General features: G+C 55.8%; 11 protein-coding genes, 4 tRNA genes and 1 rRNA gene. All 16 read right to left on the bottom strand.

What is annotated here, in order from left to right:
• Positions 1 to 215: 215 nt before the first annotated feature.
• Positions 216 to 4,415, bottom strand: coding sequence for a DNA-directed RNA polymerase subunit beta' (gene rpoC, locus BMX59_RS21415; protein ID WP_071489832.1), 4,200 nt, complete (start codon positions 4,413 to 4,415; stop codon positions 216 to 218).
• Positions 4,416 to 4,479: 64 nt separating this feature from the next.
• Positions 4,480 to 8,553: a DNA-directed RNA polymerase subunit beta gene (gene rpoB, locus BMX59_RS21410; RefSeq protein WP_010206926.1), complete on the bottom strand. Its 4,074-nt coding sequence runs from the start codon at positions 8,551 to 8,553 to the stop codon at positions 4,480 to 4,482.
• Positions 8,554 to 8,772: 219 nt separating this feature from the next.
• Positions 8,773 to 9,138, bottom strand: coding sequence for a 50S ribosomal protein L7/L12 (gene rplL / locus BMX59_RS21405; protein ID WP_071489831.1), 366 nt, complete (start codon positions 9,136 to 9,138; stop codon positions 8,773 to 8,775).
• 78 nt (positions 9,139 to 9,216) lie between these two features.
• Positions 9,217 to 9,717, bottom strand: a complete 501-nt coding sequence (gene rplJ / locus BMX59_RS21400) for a 50S ribosomal protein L10 (RefSeq protein ID WP_016969477.1) — start codon at positions 9,715 to 9,717, stop codon at positions 9,217 to 9,219.
• Positions 9,718 to 9,917: 200 nt separating this feature from the next.
• Positions 9,918 to 10,613: a 50S ribosomal protein L1 gene (gene rplA / locus BMX59_RS21395; RefSeq protein ID WP_003232403.1), complete on the bottom strand. Its 696-nt coding sequence runs from the start codon at positions 10,611 to 10,613 to the stop codon at positions 9,918 to 9,920.
• Complete coding sequence (gene rplK, locus BMX59_RS21390) at positions 10,613 to 11,044, bottom strand: 50S ribosomal protein L11 (protein ID WP_003176435.1); 432 nt, start codon at positions 11,042 to 11,044, stop codon at positions 10,613 to 10,615. The genes rplA and rplK overlap by 1 nt, the downstream gene beginning before the upstream one ends.
• Positions 11,045 to 11,161: 117 nt before the next feature.
• Positions 11,162 to 11,695, bottom strand: a complete 534-nt coding sequence (gene nusG, locus BMX59_RS21385; RefSeq protein WP_003176436.1) for a transcription termination/antitermination protein NusG — start codon at positions 11,693 to 11,695, stop codon at positions 11,162 to 11,164.
• A gap of 9 nt (positions 11,696 to 11,704) precedes the next feature.
• Complete coding sequence (gene secE, locus BMX59_RS21380) at positions 11,705 to 12,073, bottom strand: preprotein translocase subunit SecE (RefSeq protein WP_071489830.1); 369 nt, start codon at positions 12,071 to 12,073, stop codon at positions 11,705 to 11,707.
• A 45-nt stretch (positions 12,074 to 12,118) separates the two neighbouring features.
• Positions 12,119 to 12,194 (bottom strand) — tRNA-Trp (locus BMX59_RS21375).
• 161 nt (positions 12,195 to 12,355) lie between these two features.
• Positions 12,356 to 12,431, bottom strand: a tRNA-Thr gene (locus BMX59_RS21370).
• 25 nt (positions 12,432 to 12,456) lie between these two features.
• Positions 12,457 to 12,530 (bottom strand) — tRNA-Gly (locus BMX59_RS21365).
• A 24-nt stretch (positions 12,531 to 12,554) separates the two neighbouring features.
• Positions 12,555 to 12,639: transfer RNA gene (locus BMX59_RS21360), tRNA-Tyr, on the bottom strand.
• A 143-nt stretch (positions 12,640 to 12,782) separates the two neighbouring features.
• Positions 12,783 to 13,229: a hypothetical protein gene (locus BMX59_RS21355; protein WP_092250509.1), complete on the bottom strand. Its 447-nt coding sequence runs from the start codon at positions 13,227 to 13,229 to the stop codon at positions 12,783 to 12,785.
• Between the two features lie 7 nt (positions 13,230 to 13,236).
• Positions 13,237 to 13,983: a pantothenate kinase gene (locus BMX59_RS21350; protein ID WP_092250506.1), complete on the bottom strand. Its 747-nt coding sequence runs from the start codon at positions 13,981 to 13,983 to the stop codon at positions 13,237 to 13,239.
• The gene (gene birA, locus BMX59_RS21345) at positions 13,973 to 14,932 is read right to left on the bottom strand and encodes a bifunctional biotin--[acetyl-CoA-carboxylase] ligase/biotin operon repressor BirA (RefSeq protein ID WP_093125520.1); all 960 of its coding nucleotides are present in this window, start codon (positions 14,930 to 14,932) and stop codon (positions 13,973 to 13,975) included. The genes BMX59_RS21350 and birA overlap by 11 nt, the downstream gene beginning before the upstream one ends.
• 159 nt (positions 14,933 to 15,091) lie before the next feature.
• Positions 15,092 to 15,207 (bottom strand): 5S ribosomal RNA (gene rrf, locus BMX59_RS21340).
• Positions 15,208 to 15,274 lie beyond the last annotated feature (67 nt).

The following is a 15,274-nucleotide window of genomic DNA, read 5'->3' as shown; positions in this document are numbered from 1 at the left end:
ACTAGCTCCACTGTTGTCTTGCGACGCTATTGTCTTGCAAGAAAAGCAAAATGGCAGGAACGAATTCCCGCCAAATTTAGGGGTACAAGAGTCTAAAGAGGATCTTGCCCCCAGTCAAGGCAAGGCCCCGACATCCCCTCTCATCGAACCGGGACAAAACTGCCTCGATCCGACGAATGGGGGCTACCAGGGCCCGGACTTATTTATCGCAGAACTCAGTTACCGCTGGAGTTCAGCGCTTCGGTCAGTGCAGCTTCCACTTCACTGGCGCTTACGCGCAACGGCTTGTCAGCATCACGGCGGCGTTTACGCTCGCTGTGGTAAGCCAAACCGGTACCGGCCGGGATCAGACGACCCACAACCACGTTTTCTTTCAGACCGCGCAGGTAATCGCGCTTGCCGGTTACCGCTGCTTCGGTCAGTACGCGAGTGGTCTCCTGGAAGGAGGCCGCCGAGATGAACGATTCAGTCGACAACGACGCCTTGGTGATACCCAGTAGCACGCGAGTGAACTTGGACACGAATTTGTCTTCGGTCGCCAAGCGCTCGTTTTCCACCAGCACGTGAGTCAGTTCCATCTGGTCGCCCTTGATGAAACTGGAATCGCCGGATTCAGCGATTTCAACTTTACGCAGCATCTGACGCAGGATGGTCTCGATGTGCTTATCGTTGATCTTCACGCCTTGCAGGCGGTAAACGTCCTGGATCTCGTTAACGATGTACTTGGCCAGCGCACTCACACCCAGCAGACGCAGGATGTCGTGTGGATCGCTCGGGCCGTCGGAGATAACTTCGCCGCGGTTTACCTGTTCGCCTTCGAACACGTTCAGGTGACGCCACTTCGGAATCAGCTCTTCATACGGATCACTACCGTCGTTCGGAGTAATGACCAGACGGCGCTTGCCCTTGGTCTCTTTACCGAACGCGATGGTGCCGCTGACTTCAGCCAGAATCGACGCTTCTTTCGGACGACGAGCTTCGAACAAGTCGGCAACACGCGGCAGACCACCGGTGATGTCACGGGTTTTCGAAGTTTCTTGCGGGATACGCGCGATAACATCACCGATCGCGATCTTCGCACCATCCGCTACACCGACCAGGGCGTTGGCTGGCAGGAAGTACTGAGCGATTACGTCAGTGCCTGGGAGCAACAAGTCCTTGCCGTTGTCATCGACCATCTTCACGGCAGGACGGATGTCTTTACCGGCAGCTGGACGATCTTTCGCGTCGAGTACTTCAATGTTGGTCATACCGGTCAATTCGTCAGTCTGACGCTTGATCGTGATGCCTTCTTCCATGCCCACGTAGGTCACGGTACCTTTCATTTCGGTAACGATTGGGTGAGTGTGCGGGTCCCACTTGGCCACGATTGCGCCAGCGTCGACCTTGTCACCTTCTTTAACCGAAATCACAGCACCGTACGGCAGCTTGTAACGCTCACGCTCACGACCGTAGTCATCAGCGATTGCCAGCTCACCGGAACGGGACACGGCAACCAGGTGACCATCCACTCGCTCTACGTGCTTCAGGTTGTGCAGGCGGACAGTACCGCCATTCTTCACCTGAACGCTGTCGGCTGCGGAGGTCCGGCTTGCCGCACCACCGATGTGGAACGTACGCATCGTCAGCTGGGTACCCGGCTCACCGATGGACTGGGCAGCGATAACGCCGACCGCTTCACCGATGTTCACCTGGTGACCACGAGCCAAGTCACGGCCGTAGCACTTGGCGCAGATGCCGTAGCGGGTTTCGCAGCTGATCGGCGAGCGAACGATCACTTCGTCGATGCTGTTGAGTTCGATGAACTCGACCCACTTCTCGTCTACCAGGGTGCCGGCAGGAACGATAACTTCCTCGGTGCCTGGCTTGAACACGTCACGGGCAATAACACGACCCAATACGCGCTCACCCAACGGCTCTACAACGTCACCGCCTTCAATGTGCGGCGTCATCAGCAGGCCGTGCTCGGTACCGCAATCGATCTCGGTTACAACCAGATCTTGTGCAACGTCTACCAGACGGCGAGTCAGGTAACCGGAGTTAGCGGTTTTCAACGCGGTATCCGCAAGCCCCTTACGAGCACCGTGAGTCGAGATGAAGTACTGAAGTACGCTCAAACCTTCACGGAAGTTCGCAGTAATCGGCGTTTCGATGATGGAACCGTCCGGCTTGGCCATCAGGCCACGCATACCGGCGAGCTGACGGATCTGCGCAGCAGAACCCCGTGCGCCCGAGTCGGCCATCATGTACATCGAGTTGAAGGACTCTTGGTCAACTTCGTCGCCATGACGGTCGATGACTTTCTCTTTCGAGAGGTTGGCCATCATCGCCTTGGAAACTTCATCGTTCGCCTTGGACCAAAGGTCGATTACCTTGTTGTACTTCTCACCCTGGGTTACCAGGCCGGAGGCGTACTGGCTTTCGATTTCTTTCACTTCTTCGGTGGCAGCGCCGATGATGCGGGCTTTTTCATCCGGGATAACAAAGTCGTTAACGCCGATGGAAACGCCGGAAATGGTCGAGTAAGCAAAACCGGTATACATCAACTGGTCAGCGAAGATCACGGTCTCTTTCAAACCAACCACGCGGTAGCACTGGTTGATCAACTTGGAGATCGCCTTTTTCTTCATCGGCAGGTTGACGACGTCGTACGACAGACCTTTTGGCACAACTTGATACAACAGCGCACGGCCGACAGTGGTGTCGACGATACGAGTGTTGGTCACGCTGCCGCCGTCACGGTCGTTGACGGTTTCGTTGATCCGCACTTTGACCTTGGCGTGCAATGCGGCTTCGCCGGCACGGAACACACGGTCAACTTCTTGCAGGTCAGCGAACACACGACCTTCGCCCTTGGCGTTGATCGCTTCACGCGTCATGTAGTACAGACCCAATACAACGTCCTGCGACGGAACGATGATTGGCTCACCGTTGGCTGGCGACAGAATGTTGTTGGTCGACATCATCAATGCACGCGCTTCCAACTGGGCTTCCAGTGTCAGCGGTACGTGCACGGCCATTTGGTCGCCGTCGAAGTCGGCGTTGTACGCAGCACAGACCAACGGGTGCAGCTGGATAGCCTTACCTTCGATCAGTACCGGTTCAAACGCCTGGATACCCAGACGGTGAAGGGTCGGTGCACGGTTGAGGAGAACCGGGTGTTCGCGGATCACCTCAGCGAGAACGTCCCAAACCTCTGGCAGTTCGCGCTCGACCATTTTCTTGGCCGCTTTGATGGTGGTCGCGAGACCGCGCATTTCCAGCTTGCCGAAGATGAATGGCTTGAACAGCTCAAGTGCCATCTTCTTAGGCAGACCGCACTGGTGCAGACGCAGGGTCGGGCCTACGGTAATTACCGAACGACCAGAGTAGTCAACACGCTTACCGAGCAGGTTCTGACGGAAACGACCTTGCTTACCCTTGATCATGTCAGCCAGGGATTTCAGAGGACGCTTGTTGGAACCGGTGATAGCGCGGCCACGGCGACCGTTGTCGAGCAAGGCATCGACAGCTTCTTGCAACATACGCTTTTCGTTGCGCACGATGATGTCCGGAGCGGACAGATCAAGCAGGCGCTTCAAGCGGTTGTTACGGTTGATCACGCGACGGTACAGGTCGTTGAGGTCGGAAGTCGCGAAACGACCACCATCCAACGGTACCAGTGGACGCAGGTCAGGCGGCAGAACCGGCAGAACGGTCAGCACCATCCACTCTGGCAAGTTGCCGGAACCCTGAAAGGCTTCCATCAACTTCAGACGCTTGGACAGCTTCTTGATCTTGGTTTCGGAGTTGGTTTGCGGAATTTCTTCACGCAGACGGCCAATCTCGTGCTCCAGGTCGATAGCGTGCAGCAGTTCGCGGACAGCTTCGGCACCCATGCGAGCATCGAAATCGTCACCGAATTCTTCCAGCGCCTCGAAGTACTGCTCGTCGTTCAGCAACTGACCTTTTTCAAGGGTGGTCATGCCTGGATCGATAACGACATAGCTCTCGAAGTAGAGAACGCGCTCGATATCACGCAGGGTCATGTCCATCAGCAAGCCGATACGGGACGGCAGCGATTTCAGGAACCAGATGTGGGCAACCGGCGAAGCCAGTTCGATGTGCGCCATGCGCTCACGACGAACCTTGGCCAGTGCAACTTCAACGCCGCACTTCTCGCAGATCACACCACGGTGCTTCAAGCGCTTGTACTTACCGCACAGGCACTCGTAATCCTTTACCGGGCCAAAGATCTTGGCGCAGAACAGGCCGTCACGCTCAGGTTTGAACGTACGGTAGTTGATGGTTTCCGGCTTTTTAACTTCACCGAACGACCACGAACGGATCATCTCAGGCGATGCCAACCCAATACGGATGGCGTCGAACTCTTCGACTTGACCCTGGTTTTTCAGCAAATTCAGTAGGTCTTTCAAGGCCTTTCCTCCTGGCGGAGCAGAGAGCGGGCATCACTGCCCCGCTCTCGATTCGCGTCACGTGTTATTCGGTTTCCAGATCGATATCGATGCCGAGGGAACGAATTTCTTTGATCAACACGTTGAAGGACTCGGGCATGCCCGGCTCCATACGGTGATCGCCGTCCACGATGTTTTTGTACATCTTGGTCCGACCGTTCACATCGTCCGACTTCACTGTGAGCATTTCTTGCAGAGTGTAAGCAGCACCGTATGCTTCCAGTGCCCAGACCTCCATCTCCCCGAAACGCTGACCACCGAACTGAGCCTTACCACCCAGCGGCTGCTGGGTAACCAGGCTGTACGAACCGGTAGAACGAGCGTGCATCTTGTCGTCTACCAAGTGGTTCAGCTTCAGCATGTACATGTAGCCAACAGTAACCGGACGCTCGAACTTGTTGCCGGTACGGCCGTCGAACAGCTGCATCTGGCCGCTTTCTGGCAGATCCGCCAGTTTGAGCATGGCCTTGATTTCGCTTTCCTTGGCACCGTCGAACACCGGGGTAGCCATTGGAACACCGCCGCGCAGGTTCTTCGCCAGATCCAGGATTTCCTGGTCAGAGAAGGTGTCCAGCTCTTCGTTGCGACCGCCGATCTCGTTGTAGATCTCGTGCAGGAACTTACGCAGGTCGGCGACCTTGCGCTGCTCCTCGATCATACGGTTGATCTTCTCGCCCAGCCCTTTGGCCGCGAGGCCCAGGTGGGTTTCAAGGATCTGACCAACGTTCATACGCGAAGGTACGCCCAACGGGTTGAGGACGACGTCGACCGGGGTGCCATTGGCATCGTGCGGCATGTCTTCAACCGGCATGATCACGGAGACCACACCTTTGTTACCGTGACGACCGGCCATCTTGTCGCCCGGCTGGATGCGGCGACGGATTGCCAGGTAAACCTTGACGATCTTCAGCACGCCTGGAGCCAGGTCATCGCCCTGCTGCAGTTTGCGCTTCTTGTCTTCGAACTTGTCGTCCAGCAGACGGCGGCGATCAACGATGTAGGCCTGGGCCTTCTCGAGCTGCTCGTTCAGAGCATCTTCAGCCATACGCAGTTTGAACCACTGGCCGTGCTCAAGACCGTCGAGGATTTCGTCGGTGATGTCCTGCCCCTTCTTCAGACCTGCGCCGCCTTCAGCCTTATGGCCTACCAGGGCGGAACGCAGACGTTCGAAAGTCGCGCCTTCAACGATACGGAACTCTTCGTTCAGATCCTTGCGGATCTCGTCGAGCTGGGTCTTCTCGATGGACAGTGCACGAGCATCACGCTCGACGCCGTCACGGGTGAAGACCTGTACGTCGATGACAGTACCTTTGGTACCGGTAGGTACGCGCAGGGAGGTGTCTTTAACGTCGCTGGCTTTTTCACCGAAGATGGCACGCAGCAGCTTCTCTTCCGGAGTCAGCTGGGTCTCGCCTTTCGGAGTGACCTTACCGACCAGGATGTCACCTGCGCCTACTTCAGCACCTACGTAGACGATACCGGCTTCGTCCAGCTTGTTCAGTGCAGCTTCACCCACGTTCGGGATGTCTGCAGTGATTTCCTCTGGGCCAAGCTTGGTGTCACGGGCCACACAGGTCAGTTCCTGAATGTGGATCGTGGTGAAACGGTCTTCTTGAACAACACGCTCGGACAGGCAGATGGAGTCTTCGAAGTTGAAGCCGTTCCATGCCATGAACGCGATGCGCATGTTCTGACCAAGCGCCAGTTCACCCATGTCGGTGGACGGGCCGTCGGCCATGATGTCGCTACGCTGAACGCGATCACCCTTGCTCACCAGCGGACGCTGGTTGATGCAGGTGTTCTGGTTCGAGCGGGTGTATTTGGTCAGGTTGTAGATGTCGACACCGGCTTCGCCAGTTTCAACTTCGTCATCGGCAACACGAACCACGATACGGCTGGCATCAACGGAGTCGATTACGCCGCCACGGCGAGCCACGACGCAAACGCCGGAGTCACGGGCTACGTTACGCTCCATGCCGGTACCTACCAGCGGCTTGTCAGCGCGCAGGGTCGGTACAGCTTGACGCTGCATGTTGGAACCCATCAACGCACGGTTGGCGTCATCGTGCTCCAGGAACGGGATCAGCGACGCTGCTACCGAAACTACCTGCTTCGGCGAAACGTCCATCAAGGTGACGTCTTCCGGCGCCTTGACGGTGAACTCGTTCAAGTGACGAACAGCTACCAGCTCGTCGACCAGGACTTTCTTGTCATTCATCGTGGCCGAAGCCTGGGCGATCACGTGATCAGCTTCTTCGATGGCGGACAGGAAAACGATCTCGTCGGTGACCAAAGCGTCTTTCACCACACGGTACGGGCTCTCGAGGAAGCCGTATTGGTTGGTGCGCGCATAAGCGGCCAGGGAGTTGATCAGACCGATGTTCGGACCTTCCGGCGTTTCGATCGGGCAAACACGGCCGTAGTGCGTCGGGTGTACGTCACGCACTTCAAAGCCGGCACGCTCACGGGTCAGACCGCCCGGGCCCAGTGCGGAGACACGGCGCTTGTGGGTGATCTCGGAGAGCGGGTTGTTCTGGTCCATGAACTGGGACAGCTGGCTGGAACCGAAGAACTCTTTCACCGCCGCAGCTACTGGCTTGGCGTTGATCAGGTCTTGCGGCATCAGGCCTTCGCTTTCAGCCATCGACAGACGCTCTTTGACCGCACGTTCAACACGTACCAGGCCAACGCGGAACTGGTTCTCGGCCATTTCGCCTACACAGCGAACACGACGGTTACCCAGGTGGTCGATGTCATCGACGATGCCTTTGCCGTTACGGATGTCGACCAGGGTCTTCAGTACCGCGACGATGTCTTCCTTGCACAGCACGCCCGAACCTTCGATCTCGGTACGACCGATACGACGGTTGAACTTCATCCGGCCGACCGCAGACAGGTCATAGCGCTCAGGGCTGAAGAACAGGTTGTTGAACAGGGTTTCGGCAGCGTCTTTGGTTGGTGGCTCGCCCGGACGCATCATGCGATAGATCTCGACCAGCGCTTCCAATTGGTTGCTGGTGGAGTCGATCTTCAGCGTGTCGGAGATGAACGGACCGCAGTCGATGTCGTTGGTGTACAGGGTCTCGATGCGAACGACCTGAGCCTTGGCGATTTTGGCCAGGATCTCGGTGTTCAGCTCGGTGTTGCACTCAGCCAGGATTTCGCCTGTAGCCGGGTGAACGATGACCTTGGCGGTAGTACGACCCAGGACGTAGTCCAGAGGCACTTCCAGCTCTTTGATACCGGCTTTTTCGATCTGGTTGATGTGGCGCGCAGTGATACGGCGGCCAGCTTCAACAATGACCTTGCCTTTTTCATCCTGGATGTCCAGGACGGCAATTTCACCACGCAGACGCGAAGCGATCAGCTCCAGCTTGAGGGTTTCATCCTTCAGGCTGAACACGTTGGTGGTATAGAAAGCGTCCAGCACTTGCTCAGTGGTGTAGCCGAGCGCGCGCAGCAGTACCGAGGCCGGCAGCTTGCGACGACGGTCGATACGCACGAACACGCAGTCTTTCGGGTCGAACTCGAAGTCCAACCACGAACCACGGTACGGAATGATCCGCGCGGAGTACAGGAGCTTGCCGGAGCTGTGCGTCTTGCCGCGGTCGTGGTCGAAGAACACGCCCGGAGAACGGTGCAGCTGGGAAACGATAACGCGCTCGGTACCATTGATTACGAAGGTACCGTTCTCAGTCATCAATGGGATTTCGCCCATGTAGACTTCTTGCTCTTTGATGTCCTTGATCGCTTTGTTCGACGATTCTTTGTCGAAAATGATCAGACGGACTTTTACCCGCAAAGGTACGGCGTACGTAACACCGCGCAACACGCATTCTTTGACATCAAATGCCGGTTCGCCCAGGCGATAACCGACGTACTCCAGCGCAGCATTGCCGGAGTAGCTGATGATCGGGAAAACGGATTTGAAGGCCGCATGCAGGCCCACGTCGCGGAACTGATCTTTGGTCGCTCCCGCCTGCAAGAATTCACGATACGAATCCAGCTGGATAGCCAGAAGGTACGGGACATCCATGACGTCCGGCAACTTGCTAAAGTCCTTGCGGATACGTTTTTTCTCAGTATATGAGTAAGCCATCAGCGTTCCCCAGCTTGGTCACCTGCTTGTTTGGCCCCTCCGACGGGAGCAGCCAGAAAATCTTGCAAACCCCATGGTTTGCACCACCGCATCGGGTGGTTACAGCGCGTTAGTGGCGGCGACCGAGTCGACAGCCAAGAACGGAAAAAGGCCGGTGGCAAGAGCCACCAGCCATCAGCCTTCAGCTTAACGCTTGGGCTGGAGACGCAAGGTCGATGCTTACTTCAGCTCGACTTTAGCGCCTGCTTCTTCCAGCACTGCTTTAGCTTTGTCAGCGGCGTCTTTCGACACTGCTTCCAGAACCTGGGCAGGAGCGCCGTCAACTACAGCCTTGGCTTCTTTCAGGCCCAGACCGGTCAGTTCACGTACTGCCTTGATCACGTTTACTTTCTTCTCGCCAGCTTCTACCAGCATGACGTTGAATTCGGTTTGCTCTTCAGCAGCAACAGCAGCAACAGCTGGGCCAGCGGAAGCAGCGGCAGCGGAAACGCCGAATTTTTCTTCGAAAGCTTTGATCAGCTCAACAACCTGCAGAACCGACATTTCAGCTACGGCGTTGAGGATATCGTCTTGGGAGATAGACATTGCTGTATTTCCTGAATTGGGGGACGGCCTACTCGGCCATCGAAATAAACAAAAATACGCGAGAGAAGTCGCTCAGCCTTAGGCTGCGGCAGCTTCTTTTTGCTCGCGAACTGCGGCCAGAGTACGAGCCAGCTTGCTGGTAGCGCCTTGAATCACGCTCATCAGCTGCGAAATGGCTTCGTCGCGGGTCGGCAGTGTTGCCAGTACGTCGATTTGGTTAGCTGCGAGGAACTTGCCCTCGAACGCAGCTGCCTTGATCTCGAACTTATCCTGACTCTTGGCGAATTCCTTGAACAAACGGGCAGCAGCGCCTGGATGTTCCTTGGAGAACGCGATCAGAGTCGGGCCGGTGAACACGTCGTTGAGGACACTGTATTCAGTGTCAGCAACAGCGCGCTTGAGCAGGGTGTTACGTACAACACGTACGTATACGCCAGCTTCACGAGCCTCTTTACGGAGTCCGGTCATAGCGCCTACTGTCACACCACGGGCATCAGCCACGACAGCGGACAGAGCAGCTTTGGCAGCCTCGTTGACTTCAGCGACGATGGCCTTCTTGTCTTCGAGATTAATTGCCACGGGTTTAACTCCTGCTTGTTACCGTTTCATCTGGCCGGAGCCGGATGTCGTTTTGGTGTCTGATTCGGTAAGGAACCGGGAGCACCATCTGCGTAGGCTTGTGGTTTAAGACTTGCGTCGCCTACGGTCTTGGATAGCCCCCGCCAGGCAGGGACCCCAATTTTTTTCAATTGGCGCGATCGCTCGCACCAATCTGTGTCTTATACGTCCAGTGAGCCTTGGTCGATGACCAGACCTGGGCCCATAGTAGTGCTCAGGGTAACGCGCTTGACGTAGATACCTTTCGAAGAAGCTGGCTTGATACGCTTCAGATCAGCGATCAGGGCTTCAACGTTTTCCTTCAGCTTGACGGCATCGAAGCCGACTTTGCCAACGGAGGTGTGAATGATGCCGTTTTTGTCGGTGCGATAACGAACCTGACCAGCCTTGGCGTTTTTAACCGCGGTGGCTACATCTGGCGTTACGGTACCGACTTTCGGGTTAGGCATCAGGCCACGTGGACCCAGGATCTGACCCAACTGACCTACAACGCGCATTGCATCCGGGGATGCAATAACTACGTCGTAGTTCAGGTCGCCGCCTTTCATTTCGGCGGCCAGGTCGTCCATGCCAACGCGGTCAGCGCCAGCGGCCAGAGCAGCTTCAGCTGCTGGGCCTTGGGTGAAGACAGCTACACGTACAGTCTTGCCAGTACCGTGTGGCAGCACAGTAGCGCTACGAACGACCTGGTCGGATTTACGTGGGTCAACACCCAGGTTTACAGCAACGTCAACAGACTCGCTGAACTTGACAGTCGACAGCTCGGTCAGCAGGGCAGCGGCGTCTACAAAATTGTAGGCCTTGCCTGCTTCGATTTTGCCGGCGATAGCCTTTTGGCGCTTGGTCAGCTTAGCCATTACACACCCTCCACGTTAAGGCCCATGCTACGAGCAGAACCGGCGATGGTACGCACGGCTGCATCCATATCAGCTGCAGTCAGATCCGCGTTTTTGGTTTTCGCGATTTCTTCCAGCTGAGCACGAGTTACGGTGCCAACCTTAACGGTGTTAGGACGAGCGGAACCGCTAGTCAGACCAGCAGCTTTCTTCAACAGAACCGAAGCCGGAGTCGACTTGGTTTCGAAAGTGAAGCTGCGGTCGCTGTATACAGTGATGATCACTGGAGTCGGCAGACCTGGCTCAAGACCCTGAGTACGGGCGTTGAAGGCCTTGCAGAATTCCATGATGTTCACGCCGTGCTGACCCAGAGCTGGACCGACGGGTGGGCTAGGGTTGGCCTGAGCGGCCTTCACTTGCAGCTTGATGTAAGCGGTAATCTTCTTGGCCATGAGGCACTCCAATTACGGGTTCAAACGCCTCGAAAGGCTCCCCGGTTACTTGCGCGTTTATCCCAGTGACGACAAAACCCCACAGCCTAAGGCTGCGGGGTTGGGATGCTTGCTCAGCTAGACCTTCTCGACCTGGCTGAACTCCAGCTCTACCGGAGTAGAGCGACCGAAAATGAGCACTGCCACTTGGATCCGGCTCTTTTCGTAGTTAACTTCTTCGACAGTACCGTTGAAATCAGCAAACGGACCATCTGTGACACGAACAACCTCACCCGGCTCGAAAAGCGTCTTCGGCTTAGGCTTGTCGCTACCATCAGCAACGCGGCGCAGAATCGCTTCTGCCTCTTTGTCGGTGATAGGAGCAGGCTTATCAGCGGTACCGCCAATGAAACCCATGACACGAGGAGTGTCCTTGACCAAGTGCCAAGTACCTTCATTCATGTCCATCTGAACCAGCACATAGCCAGGGAAGAACTTGCGTTCGCTTTTGCGCTTCTGACCATTCCGCATTTCAACCACTTCTTCAGTGGGAACCAGAATTTCGCCGAAGCCATCTTCCATGCCTGCCAGCTTTACGCGCTCCAGCAAAGAGCGCATAACATGCTTCTCGTAACCCGAGTAAGCATGAACAACGTACCAACGCTTAGCCACGGGACACCCTTAGCCAACAATCAAGGAAACAAGCCAGCCGAGCAGGGAATCAAGACCCCACAACAGCAACGCCATAACCAGAACAACAGCCACAACGATCAACGTGGTCTGCGTGGTTTCTTGGCGAGTCGGCCAAACGACTTTACGAATTTCGGTGCGAGCTTCCTTTACCAGGATCGCGAAAGATTTGCCTTTGGCGGTCTGCAGGCCCACAAAGGCAGCCACAGCAGCTAGGGCAAGCAATGCGAGCACGCGGTACAGGATCGGCGAAGCAGAGTAGTACTGATTGCCAACAACGCCTACGACCACCAAGGCGACTACAGCGAGCCACTTGACCAGATCGAAACGAGAGCTTTGAGCTTCAGCCTTAGGAGTCATCTATGAAGATCCTGTGAAAAGAAAGCCAGACACACCACGTGAATCTGGCAGGTCAGGAGGGAATCGAACCCCCAACCTACGGTTTTGGAGACCGTCGCTCTGCCAATTGAGCTACTGACCTAAAACAAAATCAGGCCGACCATTATGCAGGCCCGAAAAAGACTTTACAACAACCAACCCCACTAGACTTGAAATCACCTGGCAATAACGCCAGACTCAACACCCTCAAGCCGAGGCAGCTGTTAAAACAAAGGCAGATATTTTCATATCTGCCTTGTTATATGGAGCTCTTGAGCGGATTTGAACCGCTGACCTCACCCTTACCAAGGGTGTGCTCTACCAACTGAGCTACAAGAGCAAAACACCTGCACAACCTGCAAACTTGGAGCGGGTAGCGGGAATCGAACCCGCATCATCAGCTTGGAAGGCTGAGGTTCTACCACTAAACTATACCCGCGGAGCTTGCAGCTCACGCTAAAAATGGTGGAGGGGGAAGGATTCGAACCTTCGAAGTCGTAGACGTCAGATTTACAGTCTGATCCCTTTGGCCGCTCGGGAACCCCTCCTAAGCGAGCCGGCATTTTACATTACGCCGACCTTCTGTCAAGCATTTTCTCATTTAAAAATATGAGGTTAGCTGCATTGACCTTCGCTTCACACTGCAGGCCTAGAAGGTCTTCACTGCGAAGCGGGCGCCATTCTATGCAAACTATTCGAGAGTTGCAACGCCTTCGCACAACATTATTTTATGTTTTAACTCATTGAATTCCTTAGCAAGGTTTTCAAAGGGCAGATCGTCAGCCAGGCGTCGGCTTTCAGGGGCTACTCGAAGCCAATAGCCGGAGGCGTCCGTAGTATTGAGCAATAGAAGCTTGACCTTTATATCCAGACTTGTGAGCCGCTGCTCAACAGACTGTGCTTGACGCTGATCCGCAAAACCACCGATGTACAAGCAAGTATTTTGCGCTTCAGATGCTTTTACGCGATCTCTGCGCACCACGGCATCAGAAGATTCGCTGAGAAGCCGAATATCCTGCTGCGCTCCCCTGTACAGGCTTAGAGGCGTGACATCCTTGGCGCGCAGCGGCGCTTCTTGCTGATGCCAAATGTAATAGAAGGCGTTGAGGACAAGTAAAAGCAAAAACAACCAACGCATAACCACCTCAGGACAAAGGACAAGCCATCGCCAAACCGACAAACACCAGATCGGGCACGAGCCGCGCCTGCGGCACTGCATCAGCCACTAAATCAGCGTCCCCCCCAGTCAGGAACACGATGAAGTCATCGCCCCAGTAGCTTCGCGCCAACTCTAACTGAGTGAGTACAAACCCTCTCAGCATCAGTGTGCAGCCGCGCTCCACTGCCTCGACGGTCGTACGGCCAGGGGAGAGGCGCTCAAGCGCCCTTTCAGCAGCTGCGTCGTCGTAGCGTATTTTACGCGTGTGAGTGCGCAGTTGATTGCGCATGAGAGGCATACCCGGGCAAATGAAACCGCCCAGGTGCTCGCCATCGGCCGCAATGAAATCCGCTGTGGCTGCCGTACCAAAATCAAGCACCAAGCAAGCGCCTCGCGCGAGCTTGAATCCACCTAGCATCGCCAACCAGCGGTCAAGGCCGAGACGCTCGAAATCTTCGTAACCGTTGCGCACTCCGCCCATTTCACGCGCGGGAGCAGCGCACGAAACAGTAATACCGAACGCCTCATGCAGAGCCGCGACCAACTTGCTTGTTTCTTCCAGCGCACGAACGCTCACCAAGCGACAGCGCGTCAGCAACAATCCAGGAAGGGCCAACAGGCTTTCAATCAAAGCCAGGTCCGAACCAACCACCCCCTCCGACGAGGCACTGGGGCTATCAGCAAGTACACGCCATTTGATAAAGCTATTCCCACAGTCGAGCTCAAGAATCATCACGCAACCTCAGGCTTAACTCACCACCACTGTATACTTTCTCAACGCCATCAACACTCAAGCGCAATGCCCCTTGGCGATCTACACCCAGCACAACCCCATCGACCTGGTGGACACCCGCGATAAGGGAGACCGGCCGGCCCTGCCAAGCGTGATTTTGCTCCCACTCTCCCTGAAGCGCGACAAAACCGCCTTCCCGATGCCGCTCAAGGTAGCCTTGCAGCTGCCGCCCCAGTTGCGACACCAGAAGGTTGCGATCCACCTGAACCCCCGTCTCAAGCTGCACTGAGGTCCATTGTTGATCGACCTCGTCAGCCCTCTGCATATTCACGTTGATACCTATTCCCAGGACCACGTGGCAGATATCCGCGGGATCACCTACCAATTCCAGCAAAATTCCAGCAATTTTCTTCTGCCCTACCAAAACATCGTTCGGCCACTTCAAGGCCAGGCCCTGAACACCAGACTCGCGCAAGGCCTGCACGACCGCCAAACCCACAACCAGGCTTAGTCCCTCCAGTTGGCGCAGACCCGCCTCAATACGCAATACGAGGCTGTAATAAACGTTTTGCGCGAACGGACTGACCCACTTTCGCCCTCTCCTACCTCTTCCCGCAGTTTGCTGCTCCGCGAGCACCAGGAACGGCGCCGCGCATCCAGCGTCTACCAGCCGCAAAGCTTCAGCATTAGTGGAGTCAATGGAGTCGGAGATATGAACGGGCCATCTCAGCGATGGCGCACTCCGCGAAATCTCTTCAGCACTCAAGAACACCAATGGGGATGCCAGCTGATACCCCTTGCCTCGCACCTTATGAATTGGCAGATTCAACTCTGCTTCCAGGTGCTGCAGCTGCTTCCATACAGCACTGCGACTGACGCCGAGGGCGGCACCCAGTGCTTCTCCGGAATGGAATCGGCCATCTTTCAGAAGTTTCAACAACGTCAGCATGCAAGCATCGCCTTACAATGAGGCACGCATGATAGCCATGCGCAGGGTCATTGCATAGAAAGGCTGGACTTTAGCGCTGGAGGCCACACTCAGCGCACTTTCCGACCGCCCAAAACAAAACCCCTGACTGCGTTAGCAATCAGGGGTTCTGGAATTTAATCTTGACGATGACCTACTCTCACATGGGGAAACCCCACACTACCATCGGCGATGCATCGTTTCACTACTGAGTTCGGGATGGGATCAGGTGGTTCCAATGCTCTATGGTCGTCAAGAAATTCGGGTACTGAGTCGCGGCCTGGGCCTCGCTTCAGCAAATTGGGTATGTGACAGCTTTCGGTG

Origin of the sequence: Pseudomonas sp. NFR09, from assembly GCF_900111535.1 — a bacterium.
Taxonomy (GTDB): Bacteria; Pseudomonadota; Gammaproteobacteria; order Pseudomonadales; family Pseudomonadaceae; genus Aquipseudomonas; species Aquipseudomonas extremorientalis.
Note: the sequence above shows the minus strand (reverse complement) of the source record. Positions and strands in the feature narration are given on the sequence as shown.